This is a genomic window from Mesoterricola silvestris (genome assembly GCF_030295405.1).
Classification (GTDB): domain Bacteria; phylum Acidobacteriota; class Holophagae; order Holophagales; family Holophagaceae; genus Mesoterricola; species Mesoterricola silvestris.
In genome coordinates, this window is the sequence record NZ_AP027080.1 from 3,191,830 (window position 1) to 3,208,025 (window position 16,196).

The 16,196-nt window shown below is 68.9% G+C and carries 18 protein-coding genes, 1 tRNA gene and 1 pseudogene; 11 read left to right on the forward strand and 9 right to left on the reverse strand.

Features of this window, described 5'->3' with window-relative positions; translation table 11 throughout:
• The first annotated feature begins 349 nt into the window (after positions 1 to 349).
• The 11 genes and pseudogenes from glmS (at position 350) to R2J76_RS13860 (ending at position 8,488) form a co-directional block, all read left to right on the forward strand.
• The gene (glmS, locus tag R2J76_RS13815; RefSeq protein WP_316412215.1) at positions 350 to 2,182 is read left to right on the forward strand and encodes a glutamine--fructose-6-phosphate transaminase (isomerizing); all 1,833 of its coding nucleotides are present in this window, start codon (positions 350 to 352) and stop codon (positions 2,180 to 2,182) included.
• A 19-nt stretch (positions 2,183 to 2,201) separates the two neighbouring features.
• A complete protein-coding gene (locus tag R2J76_RS13820) occupies positions 2,202 to 2,750 on the forward strand; it encodes a hypothetical protein (protein WP_316412216.1) in 549 nt (182 codons plus the stop codon).
• A gap of 14 nt (positions 2,751 to 2,764) precedes the next feature.
• Positions 2,765 to 2,840: transfer RNA gene (locus tag R2J76_RS13825), tRNA-Val, on the forward strand.
• Between the two features lie 173 nt (positions 2,841 to 3,013).
• Complete coding sequence (locus R2J76_RS13830; protein WP_316412217.1) at positions 3,014 to 3,160, forward strand: hypothetical protein; 147 nt, start codon at positions 3,014 to 3,016, stop codon at positions 3,158 to 3,160.
• 103 nt (positions 3,161 to 3,263) lie between these two features.
• Positions 3,264 to 3,632: pseudogene (locus R2J76_RS21595) on the forward strand (4Fe-4S binding protein); the annotation flags it as partial.
• Positions 3,633 to 3,726: 94 nt separating this feature from the next.
• Complete coding sequence (locus tag R2J76_RS13835) at positions 3,727 to 4,113, forward strand: NifB/NifX family molybdenum-iron cluster-binding protein (protein ID WP_316412218.1); 387 nt, start codon at positions 3,727 to 3,729, stop codon at positions 4,111 to 4,113.
• 2 nt (positions 4,114 to 4,115) lie between these two features.
• On the forward strand, positions 4,116 to 4,982 hold the full coding sequence (locus R2J76_RS13840; protein ID WP_316412219.1) for a PaaI family thioesterase: 867 nt from the start codon (positions 4,116 to 4,118) through the stop codon (positions 4,980 to 4,982).
• A 14-nt stretch (positions 4,983 to 4,996) separates the two neighbouring features.
• Positions 4,997 to 6,181 (forward strand): trans-sulfuration enzyme family protein, encoded by a 1,185-nt coding sequence (locus tag R2J76_RS13845; protein ID WP_316412220.1) that lies wholly within the window; start codon positions 4,997 to 4,999, stop codon positions 6,179 to 6,181.
• Between the two features lie 27 nt (positions 6,182 to 6,208).
• Positions 6,209 to 7,453: a P-loop NTPase gene (locus R2J76_RS13850; RefSeq protein ID WP_316412221.1), complete on the forward strand. Its 1,245-nt coding sequence runs from the start codon at positions 6,209 to 6,211 to the stop codon at positions 7,451 to 7,453.
• On the forward strand, positions 7,450 to 8,001 hold the full coding sequence (gene tsaA, locus R2J76_RS13855; RefSeq protein ID WP_316412222.1) for a tRNA (N6-threonylcarbamoyladenosine(37)-N6)-methyltransferase TrmO: 552 nt from the start codon (positions 7,450 to 7,452) through the stop codon (positions 7,999 to 8,001). The genes R2J76_RS13850 and tsaA overlap by 4 nt, the downstream gene beginning before the upstream one ends.
• Before the next feature lie 43 nt (positions 8,002 to 8,044).
• The gene (locus R2J76_RS13860) at positions 8,045 to 8,488 is read left to right on the forward strand and encodes a CGGC domain-containing protein (RefSeq protein WP_316412223.1); all 444 of its coding nucleotides are present in this window, start codon (positions 8,045 to 8,047) and stop codon (positions 8,486 to 8,488) included.
• Positions 8,489 to 8,687: 199 nt separating this feature from the next.
• Here the strand turns inward: R2J76_RS13860 and R2J76_RS13865 are convergent, their stop codons facing one another.
• The 9 genes from R2J76_RS13865 to R2J76_RS13905 all read right to left on the reverse strand — a co-directional run bounded on the left by R2J76_RS13865 (position 8,688) and on the right by R2J76_RS13905 (position 16,158).
• Positions 8,688 to 9,158 (reverse strand): nitrous oxide reductase accessory protein NosL, encoded by a 471-nt coding sequence (locus tag R2J76_RS13865; RefSeq protein ID WP_316412224.1) that lies wholly within the window; start codon positions 9,156 to 9,158, stop codon positions 8,688 to 8,690.
• Positions 9,158 to 9,622 carry a nitrous oxide reductase accessory protein NosL gene (locus R2J76_RS13870; protein ID WP_316412225.1) on the reverse strand — a complete coding sequence of 155 codons (465 nt, stop codon included), beginning with the start codon at positions 9,620 to 9,622 and terminating at the stop codon, positions 9,158 to 9,160. Before R2J76_RS13870 ends, R2J76_RS13865 begins: the two co-directional genes overlap by 1 nt.
• A gap of 138 nt (positions 9,623 to 9,760) precedes the next feature.
• Entirely contained in the window at positions 9,761 to 10,750 is a 990-nt protein-coding gene (locus R2J76_RS13875; RefSeq protein ID WP_316412226.1) for a hypothetical protein, read from the reverse strand.
• Positions 10,747 to 11,418 carry an ABC transporter ATP-binding protein gene (locus R2J76_RS13880; RefSeq protein ID WP_316412227.1) on the reverse strand — a complete coding sequence of 224 codons (672 nt, stop codon included), beginning with the start codon at positions 11,416 to 11,418 and terminating at the stop codon, positions 10,747 to 10,749. Before R2J76_RS13880 ends, R2J76_RS13875 begins: the two co-directional genes overlap by 4 nt.
• Entirely contained in the window at positions 11,415 to 12,548 is a 1,134-nt protein-coding gene (locus R2J76_RS13885) for an ABC transporter permease (protein ID WP_316412228.1), read from the reverse strand. The genes R2J76_RS13880 and R2J76_RS13885 overlap by 4 nt, the downstream gene beginning before the upstream one ends.
• Positions 12,532 to 12,831 carry a hypothetical protein gene (locus R2J76_RS13890; RefSeq protein ID WP_316412229.1) on the reverse strand — a complete coding sequence of 100 codons (300 nt, stop codon included), beginning with the start codon at positions 12,829 to 12,831 and terminating at the stop codon, positions 12,532 to 12,534. The genes R2J76_RS13885 and R2J76_RS13890 overlap by 17 nt, the downstream gene beginning before the upstream one ends.
• Positions 12,828 to 13,283, reverse strand: coding sequence for an SCO family protein (locus R2J76_RS13895; RefSeq protein WP_316412230.1), 456 nt, complete (start codon positions 13,281 to 13,283; stop codon positions 12,828 to 12,830). The genes R2J76_RS13890 and R2J76_RS13895 overlap by 4 nt, the downstream gene beginning before the upstream one ends.
• Positions 13,284 to 13,447: 164 nt before the next feature.
• The gene (locus R2J76_RS13900) at positions 13,448 to 14,074 is read right to left on the reverse strand and encodes a cytochrome b/b6 domain-containing protein (protein ID WP_316412231.1); all 627 of its coding nucleotides are present in this window, start codon (positions 14,072 to 14,074) and stop codon (positions 13,448 to 13,450) included.
• Positions 14,071 to 16,158 (reverse strand): hypothetical protein, encoded by a 2,088-nt coding sequence (locus R2J76_RS13905; protein WP_316412232.1) that lies wholly within the window; start codon positions 16,156 to 16,158, stop codon positions 14,071 to 14,073. The genes R2J76_RS13900 and R2J76_RS13905 overlap by 4 nt, the downstream gene beginning before the upstream one ends.
• Positions 16,159 to 16,196: the final 38 nt, after the last annotated feature.

Consider the following 16,196-nt stretch of genomic DNA (forward strand, 5'->3'; position numbering starts at 1 on the left):
TCAGCGGATGGGCTCGCCTTGAGGGTGTGGTGGGTGTTGCCACACTCCGGCTTCGATGGACGGGCCGGGGCTTGGGGGAGCTGGGCTCTCTGGATGGGCCTAGGGTTCAGCGACACGCTTCGAGTTTTGCGGGATGGGGGGCGGGGCGCGCCGACGCAAGGTTGTTTGCGTCAGCGAATTTCTGGCGCACGTCTGGGACATGGGCGACATGCGGGTCAACCCTTCAGGGGAGTGTGGCAAATTTGCCACACCTTGCGCCACACGCATGGCTACGGCGTGTGGGTGAATGAACCACATTGGCAAAATCCTGCAAATGGGATCTACTTGGGGCTGAAACCAGGAGCTCCCCATGTGCGGAATCGTCGGATACATCGGCAGCGAAGGCGCGGCGCCCATTCTCGTTGAGGGGCTGAAGAGCCTGGAGTACCGGGGGTATGACAGCGCGGGGATCGCGCTGGCTCCTGGGGGCGGGGAGTTCCGGATCACGCGGGCCTCGGGGAAGTTGCGCAATCTCCAGAACCGGGTGGATATGAACGATCCGGCCACCACCGGGATCGGGCACACGCGGTGGGCCACCCATGGGCGGCCCACGGAGGAGAATGCGCATCCCCACCGCAGCGCCGATGGGCAGGTGGTGGCGGTGCACAACGGGATCTTCGAGAACTTCCTGGAGCTGCGGGCTGAGCTCAAGGGGGCGGGGCATACCTTCGTCACTGAGACCGACACCGAGTGCTTCCCCGTCATGGTCTCCCAGATCATGCGCACCGAACCTGATTTCAAGGAGGCCTTCCGCCTCGCCGTGGGGCGCATGCACGGGATCTATGCCATCGGGTGCCTGCTGGCCACCGACCCCGGGCGCATCCTCGTGGGGCGCAGTGGGCCCCCCCTCGTCATCGGGCTGGGCGACGGCGAGAACTTCATCGCCTCGGACGTGGTTCCCCTGCTCCGGCACACCCGGCGGGTCATCTACCTGGAGGACGGCGATCTGGCGGAGATCACCCGGGACGCCGTCACCATCTTCCGCCAGGACGGGAGCCCCGTGGAGCGGCCCGTCTTCGTGGTGCCCTTCGACCCCGTCGCGGCCGAAAAGGGCGGTTTCAAGCACTTCATGCAGAAGGAGATCTTCGAGCAGCCCCTGGCGGTGTCCAACACCCTCCTGGACCGGCTGCCCCTGGACGGCGGCGGCGTGCCCCTGGGGCTCGCCTTCACCGATGAGGAGCTGCGGAGCTTCCAGCGCATCACCATCCTCGCCTGCGGCACCAGCCGCCACGCGGGCCTGGTGGGCCAGTTCTACCTGGAGCAGCTGGCCCGCATCGGCGTGGAAGTGGACTACGGCTCCGAGTACCGCTACCGGGACCCCGTCGTCATGGCCGACACCCTGGCCATCGGCATCACCCAGAGCGGCGAGACCGCGGACACCCTGGCCGCCATGAAGGAGGCCGCCGCCCGCGGCGCCCGGGGCATGGCCATCTGCAATGTCCAGGGCTCCACCGCCGCGCGCCTCGCCGAGGCCACCCTCCTCACCCACGCCGGCCCCGAGATCGGCGTCGCCTCCACCAAGGCCTTCACCACCCAGCTCGTGGTCCTGCTGCTCCTGGCCCTGCGCCTGGGCGAGGCCCGGGGCACCCTGGACCCCGCCGTGCGCGCCGAGATCATCCAGGCCCTGCGCGAACTCCCCGCCCTCCTGGAACGGGTGGCCTCCACGGAGCGCAAGATCCACCAGTGGGCCCAGAAGTGGCATGAGGCCACCGATTTCCTCTACCTGGGCCGGGGCCCCCTCTACCCCATCGCCCTGGAAGGCGCCCTGAAGCTCAAGGAGCTCTCCTACATCCACGCCGAGGGCTATCCCGCCGGCGAAATGAAGCACGGCCCCATCGCCCTCATCGACCGCCACCTGCCCATCGTGGCCGTCATGCCCCGGGACGCCCACCGGGAGAAGGTCCTCTCCAACCTCCAGGAGGCCGCCGCCCGCGACGGCCGCATCCTGGCCCTGGTGGAGGAGGGCGACACCGGCCTGGACCACATCGCCGAGGACGTCCTGCACCTCCCCAAGGTCAACCCCTGGCTGGCGCCCATCCTCTACGTGGTGCCCCTCCAGCTCCTCAGCTACCACATCGCCGTCATCCGCGGCTGCGACGTGGACCAGCCCCGGAACCTCGCCAAGAGCGTCACCGTGGAATGATCCCCGGTTATCCTGGGGCATGCCCGCCCGATCCGCCCCCAAACGCAACGTGGCCCTGGTGCTCCTATGGACGGTGGTCCTGCTCACCGCTTGGCTGGTCGCGGTGCAGTTCGCCCTCATCGCCTTCGCCCACCAGGGCGAATGGCAGTGGCCCGACGTCTACCGCGCCGAAGTGGTGGAGGTCTTCAAGGACACCTCCAACGCCTTCACCCGCGACGTCTACGTCACCATCGACGGCGAACTGGAGACCATCACCCTCCCCAAGCCCGACGCCGCCCGCCTCCAGCCCCACGACACCATCCGCGTCCTGGACAACTTCTACGCCACCCCCCTGCGCCCCGCCCAGTTCATCCTCACTCCCCGCCGGGTCCTGGCCGAGTACCCCGAGATCCTCCTCCTCCTGGCCCTCCTGGCCATCCAGCTCATCCGCCGCTCCCGCTGGGGCCTCATCCCCGACCCGCCCCCCGTCCCCGAAGCCGAGAAGAAGGTCTACCGCGACACCTTCCACCAGCGCGCCCAGCGCCACGGCGAGAACCCCTCGACAAACCCGCCCGATGCGCTAGAATAAAGCTTCGTCGTTTTTGGCGCGTAGCTCAGGGGTTAGAGCACTACCTTGACACGGTAGGGGTCGGTGGTTCGATTCCACTCGCGCCAACCAAAGAAGAGAAAGTAAACAGGGCACCCTCGGGTGCCCTGTTTCTTCGTTTGAGTGCGGAATACTCAAGGTCCCGGGACTCCGGTGAAGGATTGCGCGAAGCTCCCGCTTGAAGTGTGACCAAGGTCCATTGACCAATTGAGAGCATATGCTCATTATTAATCCAGAGGTTTCCCATGCCCGCCACCCCCACCCGAATCGCGATCACCTGTGAGGGTCCGGCCGTGTCGGATCCCGTGGATCCCTGGTTCGGAAAGGCGGGCGAGGCCGCCGAACCGTTCAAGGCCGGCCGGCTCGCCTTTTCCGACGCCCCAGGCGAGTAGGGGCCGGCCATGATCGTCACGGTGGCCAGCGGCAAGGAGGGGACGGGCAAGACGCTGGTCTCGGCGTCCCTGGCCTCGGTGTGGCTGCGGCCGGTGCACGGACTGCGGCATCTGCGCGGACGTCTGCGCCTTCGGCGCTATCCGCGCCGAGGGCGGGCGCCGGATCGTCGACACCACCCATTGCGAGGGCTGCAAGGTGTGCGTGGCGTTCTGCCCGGAACAGGCCATCGCGTTTCCCGAGCGCCTGTGCGGCACCTGGTTCGAGAGCACCACGCGGTTCAGGCCCAGGGTCCACGCCCAGCTCGACCCCGGGCAGGAGAACTCCGGCAAGCTGGTCGCCCTTCTCAAGACCAAGGCCCGGGCTACCGGGCAGCCATCGAAGCCTTCTGCCGGACCCGGGCGATCCCCGTGGCCGGCCACCTGCCCTACGATTCGGCCGTGCCCGGGGCCATGGTCCGGGCCCAGGCCGTGACCGAGGGCCCAGACACGCCGTTCGGGGCCCAGGTCCGCCGGATCTGGTCGAACCTCCAACCCCTCCTCGAAACACCTTCCACGGAGATCCATCCATGACCAAGTCCCGCATCGCCATCCCCTCCTCCCTCCCCGGCGGCCTCCAGGCCCAGGTGGGGGCCCACTTCGGCCACTGCGACGTCTACACGATGATCGACGTGGAAGACGGCCTCATCACCCAGGTGGGCCTTCTACCCCCCGTGCCTCACGAGCAGGGCGGGTGCCTGGCGGCCGTGAACCACCTGGCCCTGGCCGGCGCCACCGTGCTCATCGCCGGCGGCCTGGGCCTTCGCCCCCTAATGGGTTTCAACCAGGCGGGCATCGAGGTCTACCGCGGCACCGCCTTCCCCAACGTGGAGGACGCGGTGAAAGCCATGATCAAGGGCGACCTCGAACGCTTCACCCGCGAATTCACCTGCGGCGGCGGCCAGGGGCACAACTAGCCATGAGAATCGCCTTGATCACTCCGCGGGAGGAAGGCCTGTCCGCCTTCCGGGCCGGCCTTGAGGGCCGCAACGCCCGGATCGAGTGCTACCGGGACGACATCGACTTCCTCCAGACGGCCCGCAGCCGCACCTGGGACCTTGTAATCGTGGACGGCCTGTACACGCCCTTCCACGGGATCCTGGAACGCCTGCTGGAAATCAACGCCAGCCTGAACACCGCCGTCATCACGAACCTGTCCGCGGAGGCCTTCCACGAGGCCGGCGAGGGCCTGGGCATCCTCGCGGCTCTGCCGGCCAAGCCCGCGGCGGCGGACGTGGATCCGCTCCTGGCGAGATTGCGGGCCATCGGCGGGCTGGACCCCGCGGTGGAGGAGGCCCAGGCGCGCCTGGACGCCGCGCGCTTCCGGCACCACCCGCACTGCGTGGTGTGCTGGGACCGCCATCCCTTCGGCCTGCAGGTGGACTACCGGGTCACCGGCGTCCACCGCGTGGAAGGGGCTTTCGGCTGCGGCAAATCCTATGAAGGCTACGAGGGCCTCGTCCACGGCGGCGTCGTCTCCAGCCTCCTGGACGGGGCCATGGCCAGTTGCATGCTCGCCATGGGGCTGGAGGCCTACACCGCGGAGATGCGGGTGCGCTTCCGTGGCCCGGTGCGAACCGGGCGGCCGGCGGTTCTGAAGGGCGAATGGGTCCGGGGGGAGGGACCCCTGCACCTGCTCACCGCCACCCTCGAACAGGAAGGGAAGGTCCGGGCGACGGCACGGGCCAAATTCTATCAGGTCAGGTTGGACGCGGATCCGGCCCCCCTGCCCAGGGGCGGCGGCATGCGGTATCTGCTGAGCCAGGCCCGGAAACGTCTCGTCTGAACCCAGGAGCCCCCATGGACACCCAAACCAAAGGTTTCAACACCAAGCTCGTCCACGCGGGCATCCGCGAGGATGCCCACGGCAGCGTCGTGACGCCCATCTACCAGACCTCCACCTTCGCCTTCCGGAACGCCCAGCAGGGCGCGGACCGCTTCGCGGGCCGGGAGGACGGCTACATCTACACCCGCATCGGCAATCCCACCACCGCGGCCCTGGAGGAGAACGTCGCCCAGCTGGAGAACGGCTTCGGGGCCACGGCCATGGCCAGCGGCATGGGCGCGGTGAGCACCGTGTACCTCGCCCTCCTGAACGCGGGCGATCACGTGGTCAGCACGGACTCCGTGTACGGCCCCAGCCGCGGCCTCATGGAAAAGCACATGAGCCGGTTCAAGGTCGAATCCACCTACGTGGACACCTCCGACCTGGAGAACCTGCGCCGGGCCATGCGGCCCGCGACGAAGCTGGTGTACGTGGAGACCCCCAGCAATCCCGCCATGTCCGTCACGGACATCCGCGCCGCCGCGGAGATCGCCCACGCCGCCGGGGCCCTGCTGGTGGTGGACAACACCTTCGCCAGCCCCCACCTGCAGAAGCCCCTGGACCTGGGCGCGGACGTGGTGCTGCACTCCGTGACCAAGTTCATCAACGGCCACGCCGACATCGTCGGCGGCATCGTCGTGGCGAACACCGAGGCCCTGCACAAGCAGCTCCGGGCCATGCTCGTGAACCTGGGCGCGAACATGGATCCGCACCAGGCCTACATGGTCAGCCGCGGCCTCAAGACCCTGGCCCTGCGGGTGGAGCGCGCCCAGGAGAACGCCCAGGTGGTGGCGGGCTGGCTGGCCAAGCACCCCGCCATCGCGTGGGTGCGCTACGTGGGCCTGCCATCCCACCCCCAGTTCGAACTGGCCAGGCGCCAGATGTCGGGCCCCGGCTCCATGATCGCCTTCGAGCTCAAGGGCGGCACCGAGGCCGGCAGGGTCCTCATGGACAACGTCCACCTGGCGGGCCTCGCGGTCTCACTGGGGGGCGTGGAGACCCTGATCAGCCATCCCGCCTCCATGACGCACGCCGGCATGGCCCGGGAGGACCGCCTTGAGGCGGGCATCACGGACGGACTGGTCCGCCTGTCGGTGGGCATCGAGGACCTGGAGGACATTATCCAGGACCTGGAGCAGGCCCTGGCCCGCGTCCACTGAAGCTTTCCCCTTTCCCTAGGAGTCGCCATGACCTGGCTCGAACCCATCGGTGCCCGCATCCACCCCGCCAATTTCGGCCCCATGCGCGCGAGTTCCACCCATGCCCGCATCGAGGGGTCCTGCGGAGACACCATGGAATTCTGGCTGAGCATGGAGGACGTCACGGTCCTCAAGGCCACCTTCACCACCGACGGCTGCGAGACCTCGGTGGCCTGCGGCAGCGCCGCGGCCCACCTGAGCCAGGGCAGAAGCCTGGGCGAGATCCGGAAGATCCGCCCCATCGACGTGCTGGACCTGATCGGTCAGGGCGATAACGAGGAGGCCCACCACTGCGCGGACCTGGCCCTGCGCACCCTGGGCAAGGCCCTGGAATTCCACGAGAGGAACCTGAAGGCCAAGAAGGAGCCCTGCGCCGGCGGCTGCGGGGAGACCTGCGCGGAACCGTCCTGCGAGGGCTGCGGCCAGGATGCCGCGTGTTCCCGGCCCCCCCTGGACGCGGGCGTGGGCCAGGTCCGCCGCCGCCTCCTCGTGATGTCAGGCATGGGCGGCGTCGGCAAGAGCACCGTGGCCGTGAACCTGGCCATGGGCTTCGCCGCGGAAGGCCTGTCCGTGGGCCTCCTGGACGTCGATCTGCACGGCCCCAGCGTCCCCAGGCTGCTCGGCCTGGACCACGAGACCCTGCACATGGAAGGGGGGACCCTCCTGCCCGTGGAACTCGGCCCCCTGAAGGTGATGTCCATGGGCTTCGCCCTGCAGCCGGGCCAGGCGGCCATCTGGAGGGGACCCATGAAGGCCGGCGTCGTTGACCAGTTCGTCCAGCAGGTGCAGTGGGGGCCCCTGGACATGCTGGTGGTGGACTGCCCCCCGGGCACGGGGGACGAACACCTCTCCGTCCACCAGGCCCTGGGCGCCCTGGAAGGCGCGGTCATCGTCACCACCCCCCAGGAGGTGGCCACCCTGGATGCCCGCAAGGCCATCACGTTCTGCCGCACCGCGGGCATCCCGGTGCTCGGGATCCTGGAGAACATGAGCGGCTTCGTCTGCCCCGCCTGCGGCACCTGCACGCCCATCTTCCGGGAGGGCGGCGGCCAGCTCCTGGCGGAGGAACTGGGCCTGCCCTTCCTGGGCGCCCTGCCCCTGGACCCGGAAGTGGGCGCGGGCGGGGAAGCCGGCCTGCCCCGCCTCTACGCCGGGGGAGACGAAGGGGCCGCCCGGGCTTTCCGGCCCGTCCTCCAGGCGCTCCTCCAGGGCAGCGGAGCCCCCGTCCGATGACCGGGGCGGCCGTGATCCTCCACCCCCTCGGCGTGATCCGCACCCCCCACCAGGACCCGGACCGGACCCCCATCCAGCCCTGCTTCGCGGGCGCCGCGCCGGGGGAGGTCCAGCTGGACCCGGCCTACGCCGAGGGACTGGAGGGATTGGCGGCCTTCAGCCACGCGTTCCTGATCTATCACCTGCACAGGGCCACGCCCGGGCCCCTTCGCGTGAAGCCCTTCATGCTGGACGAGCTCAAGGGGGTCTTCGCCTGCCGCTACCCGCACCGCCCCAATGCCCTGGGCATGAGCCTCGTGAAGATCCTCGCCGTCGAGGGGGACCGGGTGCGCTTCGAGGGGGCCGACATGCTGGACGGCACCCCCCTGCTGGACATCAAGCCCTACTACCCCAAGGCGGATTGCCCCGACGCGGCCTGGGGGGGCTGGACGGACCGGGTTGGCATGGACGAGGCGTGGAGGATCGGAACCCGGCAGACGCGAACCTGTCTGGTTCCCGAAGGGACCTACATCCACGCTGACCGTTTGCCGAGCCAGCCGCTAGACTGAACCCATCCCCATCCCATTCCCTGTACAACCCGGAGGGTCGGCCATGACCAAGATCGGCATCATCATCTGCGGGCGCTACCAGACCTGCGGAGGCGGCAAGTGCTTTCGCGCCCTGCGGGAGCGCCGGGGCTCCTTCGCGCGCTACGCCCCGGACGAGCAGGTCGAGGTCGTCGGCTACTCCACTTGCGGCGGGTGCCCGGGCGGCAACATCGAGTATGTCCCCGAGGAGATGAAGAAGAACGGCGCCGAAGTCATCCACCTGGCCACCTGCTTCCTGGTGGGCTACCCCCCCTGCCCCGACACCGCCCGCTTCAAGGCCTTCATCGAGACCGCCCACGGCCTGCAGGTGGAGATCGGCTCGCACCCGATCCCCCAGAAGTACCTGGAACGCCACGCGCGGCTGCCGTTCTGGCAGGAGCAGGACACCTTCCGCCTGGCCGCGCCCCTCATGGCCGAAGCCGATGAGATCAAGCTCGCCTACAACTGACGGGTCCACGGAGGGGAGTGGGAGCCACCTGGCCGTCCAGCGCGTCCTCGTGACCCGGCCGAAGGAAGGGTCCGCCCTCGCCGCCGAGCTGTTCGCGGGCGTCCGCATCGCCGCCATCGGCCGGGGCACGGCGCAGGCTCTCCAGGAAAGGGGCCTCCACGCGAGTGCACGGTGGAGGGCCTCATCGTGGCCATGGAGCCTAGAACGGCCCTGAATCCAGACTCCTCGTAACGCCTCCCGTCACCTCCGCGAAGCGGAGCACGCGCCGGCCCTTGTGGTCTCTCAGGAATTCAGCCGCATCGTCCGCGGATGCGAACGGCACCAGCTCGTGCCCCATGGGGCCCAGCACATCGGACCCCACCACGTACCAGGCGGCCTCCGCCGGGATCCGCTTCAGGCCGTAGAATTCGGTGACGAACAGGGCACCGACGCCCTCCCGCTTGCGGCCGGGCAGGAAGGCCCCGGGGGCCTGGAGGAACTTGAACAGGTCCTTGGCGCCGTCGAAGTGGTGGACGCCGCCGTCCTTCCAGACCACCGCGGCCTGCCAGGCGGGGTACTTGGCCACATTCATGCCGCAGACCGGGCAGAGGTCCCGCGGGCCTGGCCTGGGAGGCTCCCTGGGCGCCTGGGTGAGGAGGGCCGCCACCAGCAGGAATCCCGGTACCGGCATCAGGGCCTGGCCCCTGGCGTGCCAACTTCCTGCATCCGCCTGCGGCGCTCCGCGCGCATCTTGCGGATGCGGGCGACGTCCTTGGACATGTCGGTGTAGGCGGCCAGGAGGGCCTGGTCGAAGTTCACGAGTTCGCCGCCCTGGGCGGCCTGGGCGGCCTTGGCGGCGGCCGCGGTCCCGAAGGCCACCTTGCTGGAGGCGGTCATGACGCCAGGCAGCTTGCTGCCCACCAGGAAGGTGGCCCGGTCCACGTCCACCAGCGGCGCGATCTCGCCGGCGGCCCCGTTGTCCCCCACCCAGATGCCCACGGGATCCCGGTCCACGTGGAGGGAGAGACTGATGGCCGCGCAGTGCAGGGAGCAGGTGCCTTCCAGCAGGCCGTCGCTGTACTGCACGAGCATCCGCGCCTTGTGGAACATCTTGCGGTCCATCCCGCAGTAGGGACATTTGGGGCACTTCGCCAATTCGTTCTCCGGAATCACCGCTGCGGCAGGCCGCCCGGCAACGCCCTGGGCGGGCGCCGGGGTCGCCCCGAACGCCAGTCCGAGGCAGAAGCAGAGACTTCGCATGAGAATCCCGCGTGCCGGCATGGGGCACCTCCTTCAGAAAAGGATGAGATGGGACCGCCCGAGGATGGCAAGGGCGACCAGGAGAACCAGGAGGAAGCCCGCGGCCGCCACCCGGGAAAGCCGGGCGGATACCGCGGGCACGAGGGCCGACAGGGTCGGAACCCCGCGGAAGGGCTGGAGGACCGCGGTGCCCAGACCCGCGGCCGTGGCCAGGAACAGCGGGATGTAGAGGGCGTAGCCGACGAAGTGGAACTCCGCCTTGAGCATGCAGAACGGGCAGTGGTGGTGGGGATGCTCGTAGACGTAGAGCGACAGGAAGGAGGTGATGCCGGCAAGGGTGGCGGCGAAGGCCGCGGCGCTGGCCAGGCCCGTCAGGTATCCGCCCCGGCGGCGCAGGAACCAGGCCGCGGCCACGGCGAACGCCAGGCAGCCGAACAAGGCCGCCATGGCCGGGCCCGGAGGAAGTGCCGCCAGGTCGCCCGCGAGCCCTCCGGCCCCTTCGGCGAAGAGGCTGCCGCAGCAGGATGTGAGCGTCTGGGCCCGCAGGCCGGAAAGGTAGGTCCACTGGAGCGCCAGGACCGCCGACGCCGGGAGCAGCAGCCCGATCATCAGGGCGTACTTGATCCTCACCAGCGGATAGTCGCGGCCCAGGGAATCCACATGGTTCAGGGTCAGCCACATGCCGGCCAGGAAGAACAGGGCCACCTGGCCCAGCAGCGCCCCGAAACCGAACCGGCCCGCGTTGAGGGTGCCCACCGCGCACATGGCCCCGGGGAACTGCACCGCCATGCGGTCGGCGTTGAAGACGAAGAGCAGGATCCCGGCGAGCTGCAGGGCCATGACGAACGCCACGAGGGTGGAGAAGAGGTAGGTCCTGCGCTCGAGCCGCAGCTGCAGTTCCGAGCCGCTGGCCAGGTCCCACCGCCGGATGACCTGCAGGGCGAAGGGCGCCGCCGCCAGCAGCACCGCCACCCCCAGAGCGGAGATCAGCAGGAGGGTAAGGACCGCCGCCTGCAGGATCATGGCTCCAACCGCCCGTCCCGGATGCCCACCACCCGGTGGACGGCGCCGCTTTCCACCACGAGGGGATCGTGGCTGGTGAAGATCACCGTGCGCCCGCCCGCGTTGAGTTCCTCCAGGAGGCCCACGAACTGCCGGGAGAGGACCGAGTCCAGATTGGCGGTGGGTTCGTCCGCGATCAGCACCTCCGGATCGTTGATGAGGGCCCGGGCGATGGCCACCCGCTGCTGCTCCCCCGCCGACAGCCACTCCACCCGCTCCTGGCCCCGCCGGCCCAGGCGGAGCTGTTCCAGCAGTCCGAGCGCCCGGTCCTGCACGTCCCGCCGGGGACGGCCCGTGGGCACGGCGGGCAGCATGACGTTCTGGAGGACCGAGAGGCCCCGGATGAGGTGGAACTGCTGGAAGACGAAGCCGAAGCTCCGCCGGCGGAGGTCCGTGAGGAAGCGCTCGGGCAGGCTTGAAACCACCTCGCCCTTGAAGGTCACGCGGCCCGCGGTCGGCCGGGCCAGGCAGCCCACCAGGGTCAGCAGGGTGGTCTTCCCGGACCCGCTGGGGCCCCGGAAGGCGGTGATCTTCCCCGCCTCGATGACCAGGTCGATGCCGTCCAGGGCCCAGAACTCGTTGGGCCGGCCCTGGTTGAAGGCCTTGCGGAGACCCGACAGCGCGATCATGACCGCATCACCGAATCGGGGTCCGTGGTGGCCGCGCGCCAGGTGGGCACCAGCACCGCGGCCGTGTAGGGCACGCAGGTTAGCAGGAGGAGGGTCAGGAGGTCCAGGCCGTCCAGGACCGGTGTCAGGGTGAACCGGGGGTAGAGCACCGCCCAGCCCTTGAGCACGGGTTCCAGAAGGCCCGCGCCACCATGGAACACGTGGGCATAGGCGGCCACGTACCCCAGGACGAAGGCCGAGAGGCACAGGAGGACGCCCTCCCAGGCCTTTATGCGCAGGATGTCGCCGGTCTCCCAGCCGATGGCCTTGAGGATGCCGATCTCCCGGCGCTCCTCGGCCGAGAGCCCCGAGGCCTTGTCCCAGGCCAGGATCCCGAAGGCCAGCAGGGCGCCGGCGAACAGGGCCAGGACCAGGCCCTCCCTCCAGTCGAAGAGCGAGGCGTAGGTGCGAAGGCTGTCATCCCGCAGGATGGCCCGGGCATCCGGCAGGTCCCGCACCAGCTTGGCGGCGACGGTGCGCGCCTCCTGGGGATTGGCCACGGAGAAGGCCAGGTCAGTGAAACAGCCCTCGGGATAGGCGAAGAACGCGCGGAAGTCCTTCTCGGAGACCAGCACCAGGTCGGCGCTGGCCAGTTCGGTGCTCTGCGGCAGCACAGCGGCGATCCGAAAGGCGCGCAACTCGCCCGTGTAGGACCGGAAGGCCAGCGTGCCCCCTTCCGCCAGGCCGCGTATGCGCGCCAGGGCCGGGCCGATGGTGATGGTGCCGTCCCCCGGGGCCGATTCCGTCACCATGAACGTATAGTTCGCCTGGAGGACGGGATCGAAGTAGTACCCCCACAACCGGCCCTCCACCTTCTGGACCCCCCGGATACGGCCCAGGCGCTCCCGGTAGCCGGGGGGGACCAGCTCGTGCCGTCCGGCCACCATGCGCTGCAGGATCACTTCGGGCGTGCCCGCAAGCACCGCCGCCGCCTCCTGCCGCAGCGCCCGGGTGAAGAGCGTCACGGAGGCCATCAGGAAGACCAGCAGCGCGAAGACCGCCAGCAGGCCCAGGTTGCGAGCCTTGCGCCGCGCCAGGGAGGCCAGCGTGAAATCCAGAAGGGCGAGCTGGCGCTCAATCCCGGCGCGCATGGGACCTCGGAGGCAGCAGGCTGCCGCTGGGGAAGTGATCGAAGGCCAAGGGATGGTCCTGGAACGCCGAATGGCGGTCTGCCTGGGTTGGGTGGCGCGTGTACCGCGCCTCGTTGAAAAGGGCCAGGTCGGTGAGACCGGCCTGGGCCGCGAACCGCGCCGTCCCGGCCTGCTCCGCACGCCGGGCCCGCCGGATCCTGGCCGCGTCCAGGAACGTCAGCCCCAGCAGCAGCACCAGCGCGCCCAGGGCCAGAAAGGCGCGGATGGCGGGGCGGAGGCTCACAGGACCTTCCGCGCGGCGGCCAGGATCTGCGCCTCCGTGGCGCCCCGTCCCAGGACCGCCGCCAGCCTGCCGTCCGGGGCCACCACGTAGATGCGTTCCGTGTGGCCCACGTCGTAGCTGCCGTCGGCACGGGGCTCCTGCCTGAGGTAGGCCGCGTCGTAGGACTTGGCCACGGCGGCGATCTCCGCCGGGGTACCGGTGAGACCGGTGAGGGCCGGGCTCACAAAGGCGGCGTAGTCCTTCATGCGGGCGGGGGTGTCCCGCCCGGGGTCCACGGTCACCAGGATCAGCCGCACCCGGGCCTGCTCCGCGGGCGTCAGGTGGCCGAAGGCCAGGGCGCCGTTGCGCAGGTGGGAGGGACATACGTCCGGGCAGTGGGTGTAGCTGAAGAAGAGGAGGAGCGCCTGGCCGCGGAGGGTCCGGGTGTCCAGCGGGCCCTCCGGGGCCCGCAAAACGAAGTCTCCGCCTTCCGGGAGCTTTCCCCCAGGCCGCCCGCAGGCGCAGACCGCCAGGATCCCCACCGCGAGGAACGACCTGAACCGTGGGTGCCAAGACATGCCGGGAAGTGTACCAGGGCACCGCCCAAAGCCAATGAGCATATACTCTTTTGGGCGCCTTACCTGGTGGAACGCGCCCCCGGATCCTCATATCCCGTGACCATCGCCCGCAGAAGGCTCAGCGGCGTCTTCCCTGTGGTGGCCAGGTAGATGTGCCCGATCAGGAAGGCCAGGAAAAAGTAGGCCCCCAGGGTGTGCGCTGGCCCCAGGACCCTCAGCCCGCCCAGCATCTCGAACACGGAGGGCCAGCGGGTGACCCCCCACATCAGGAGTCCAGTGAGGATCTGGTAGGGCAGGAGGAGGTTGAGCAGGGACAGGTAGGTGACCCGCTGCAGGGGGTTGAGCTTGTGCCTGGCGTCGGTCTCGAAGGGGTGGGGTTCACCCTTGAAAATCCCGTAAAGGTAGAAGCGACCCTGGCGCACGGCGCCTTCCGTGAAGTCGTCCATGCGGGGCAGGAAGTGATGGTACTTTTCCGCCGTGAAATGGTAGAAGAGGCCCAGGAACGCGTTGGCGATCAGGGCGAAGGCGAGCCAGGTGTGCAGCGTCAGAGCCCGCATCATGGAACCGAAGATCCCGACCCGGTCCGGGTAGTGGAGGGAAAAGCCGGTCAGGACCAGCAGCACCAGGGCCGTGGCCTGGATCCAGTGCCACACCCGCTCGTGGAGGCTGTAGAGAGGTTCGGTCATTTGGAGGCTCCCAGGAAACGGATCAGGCCGTGGATCAGGCTGAACAGCAGGGCCCCGGCCACGGAAAGCCAGCCGAGGACCTCGACCCCCATCACGCGGCTGTTGCCGATGAGGTAGAAAGACTTGAGCAGGGACCGGTTGTCGAAGGCCGGCTCCTTGCCGGAACGGTCGAGGATGTCCACCCGCTTGCCGCCGTAGAAGACCGGAACGCCTTCGGGGAGGTAGTCCACCAGATCGACGGCCCGGTGCAGGATGCTGTCCCTGCCATGGCAGGCCTTGCAGTCCCGGATAGCCTGGGCCTTGCCCATGGTGCTGTGGCTCATGGCCCAGGGAACCACCTCCGCCCGCAGCTCGGGCGCCTCGACGCCGGCGTAGGTCCGGAGCAGCTCCTTGACCAGGGCCACCTTGGCGGGGGTGTCGTACCGGGCCTGCGGGAAATCGATGATGCCCTCCTTGTCGGCGAAGGCCGCCAGGATCTCGGGCCGGTACTCCCAGCCGCCCCCGGCCTTGCGGTCCAGGAAGAAGGCCTTCTGCATCTGCCAGGTGAAGGCGGGGCGGCCCTTGGCCTGGTCGAACCAGTAGAGGCCGGTGATGAGGTTGGTGGGCCGGATCTCCAGGTGCCCGTCCCGGGCGGCGGTGGGCACATAGGCGGGCTTGAAGCCGGTGACTTCGGACTCGGGGTCCACGATGTCCCCCTTGACGCCGCGGAAGGTGATCTTGCTGGCACCGGTGTCCATGAGGAAGGCCCACTCGTCGCTTCGATAGGCCCAGAAGTGCACCTCGGGGATGTGGCAGGTCTGGCAGGCCAGCGCCTTGAAGTGCTGGGCCTTGTAGGGAAGGAAGGCGTGGGCCTTCTCCGCGTCATGGCACTCGGAGCAGCCCCGCATGGTGTTGTGGCGGGTGATGTTGACGGTCTCGGGGGGGATGTTGCCCCGGGCGAAGTTGTGGTCGGGGCGCTTCAGGTATTCGGCCAGGTCCTCGCCCGCGGGCTTGTAGCTCAGGTGCTTGGAGGGGTCGGCCTGGAGCTTGCGGCCGGGGTTGTTGGGGGAGAAGTGGCAGTCGATGCAACCCAGGCCCTTGGCGGCGTGGATGTCCCACGGGTAGTCCATCTTCTCCCTGCCCACGATGTTCGGGGAGCGTGTCTCGCTGATCTTGCTGCCGTTGTACACCCAGCCCGCCTTTTCGGCGCCCCGCAGGATATCGGCGTGCTGGATGGGCTGGATCGAGTCCGCCCTGAGGGCCGAGAACCCGTGGCACTGGGCGCAGGCATCCAGAGGAGGGTCGGACAGATCCAGCACTTCGGACTTGACGGTTCCGTTGGCATTGAAAGCCTGTCGGTTGTATGAGAAGCGCCCCTTGGCGTCCTTCGAGACGATCCCGCTATTCGCGAGGGTGCCGTTGTTGGCCCAGCGGAAGGCGCCCGCGGCCATGGCTTCCCTGCGGTAGCCCCGGCTGGCCCGGGGCGTGTGGCACAGGAAGCAGTCCGCCTCGGCCACGCCGCTCTTGTGCCAGTCCCAGGGCGTCACGGCGCCCGTGAGCCGGTCCCGCACAGTGTAGCTGGGGTCCAGGGGTCCGTCGGCCTTGGCCTCCGGGGAAAGCAGCTGCCGCCCTTTCAGGTCGAACTCGGAAATGCCTCCGCCGGTGTGGCACACGCCGCACTTGGTCAGCCATTCCGGCTGGGTGAGGTCCACGTCGGCCGGGTCGGCCACCGTCGCGGGCGTGAGCTGCCGGTTGGGCAGGATCGAGAACTTGCCAAACATGCCGGGCGAGGTGTTGAAGGAAGCGAAACCGTGCCCCTTCAGCAGGTTTCGATCCATCTCGGTCTTGCCCTGCTGGAAATGGAAGCTGTCGGTGATGAAGGCGTAGTCGTGGCATTCCCCGCAGGTCTTCCGGGTGCTGATCGCCTTGGCGCTGGCAAGCACGTTCCGGCCATCCTCGTCCTTGAGGACGATCGAGGGGTGGGCCATCCTGAGGGAAGGCTGATTGGGGAGGGCGGCTGGCAAGGCCATGGCACTCACGAGCAGCGCCAGCGCGAGCCGGGAGTTCCCTCCCCGCCTGGGGAAGGGCCAGGAACCTGGATTCATTTTGTATCTCCTTGCGGGTGCTCCGGCGGCCCGGAATG

Coding starts and splice junctions, on each gene's coding strand:
- R2J76_RS13860 (WP_316412223.1), top strand. CDS start 8,045: ATGACCAAGATCGGCATCATCATCTGCGGGCGCTACCAGACCTGCGGA.
- tsaA (WP_316412222.1), top strand. CDS start 7,450: ATGACCGGGGCGGCCGTGATCCTCCACCCCCTCGGCGTGATCCGCACC.
- R2J76_RS13830 (WP_316412217.1), top strand. CDS start 3,014: ATGCCCGCCACCCCCACCCGAATCGCGATCACCTGTGAGGGTCCGGCC.
- R2J76_RS13845 (WP_316412220.1), top strand. CDS start 4,997: ATGGACACCCAAACCAAAGGTTTCAACACCAAGCTCGTCCACGCGGGC.
- R2J76_RS13905 (WP_316412232.1), bottom strand. CDS start 16,158: ATGAATCCAGGTTCCTGGCCCTTCCCCAGGCGGGGAGGGAACTCCCGG.
- R2J76_RS13865 (WP_316412224.1), bottom strand. CDS start 9,158: ATGCCGGTACCGGGATTCCTGCTGGTGGCGGCCCTCCTCACCCAGGCG.
- R2J76_RS13850 (WP_316412221.1), top strand. CDS start 6,209: ATGACCTGGCTCGAACCCATCGGTGCCCGCATCCACCCCGCCAATTTC.
- R2J76_RS13885 (WP_316412228.1), bottom strand. CDS start 12,548: ATGCGCGCCGGGATTGAGCGCCAGCTCGCCCTTCTGGATTTCACGCTG.
- R2J76_RS13820 (WP_316412216.1), top strand. CDS start 2,202: ATGCCCGCCCGATCCGCCCCCAAACGCAACGTGGCCCTGGTGCTCCTA.
- R2J76_RS13900 (WP_316412231.1), bottom strand. CDS start 14,074: ATGACCGAACCTCTCTACAGCCTCCACGAGCGGGTGTGGCACTGGATC.
- R2J76_RS13835 (WP_316412218.1), top strand. CDS start 3,727: ATGACCAAGTCCCGCATCGCCATCCCCTCCTCCCTCCCCGGCGGCCTC.
- R2J76_RS13840 (WP_316412219.1), top strand. CDS start 4,116: ATGAGAATCGCCTTGATCACTCCGCGGGAGGAAGGCCTGTCCGCCTTC.
- R2J76_RS13880 (WP_316412227.1), bottom strand. CDS start 11,418: ATGATCGCGCTGTCGGGTCTCCGCAAGGCCTTCAACCAGGGCCGGCCC.
- glmS (WP_316412215.1), top strand. CDS start 350: ATGTGCGGAATCGTCGGATACATCGGCAGCGAAGGCGCGGCGCCCATT.
- R2J76_RS13875 (WP_316412226.1), bottom strand. CDS start 10,750: ATGATCCTGCAGGCGGCGGTCCTTACCCTCCTGCTGATCTCCGCTCTG.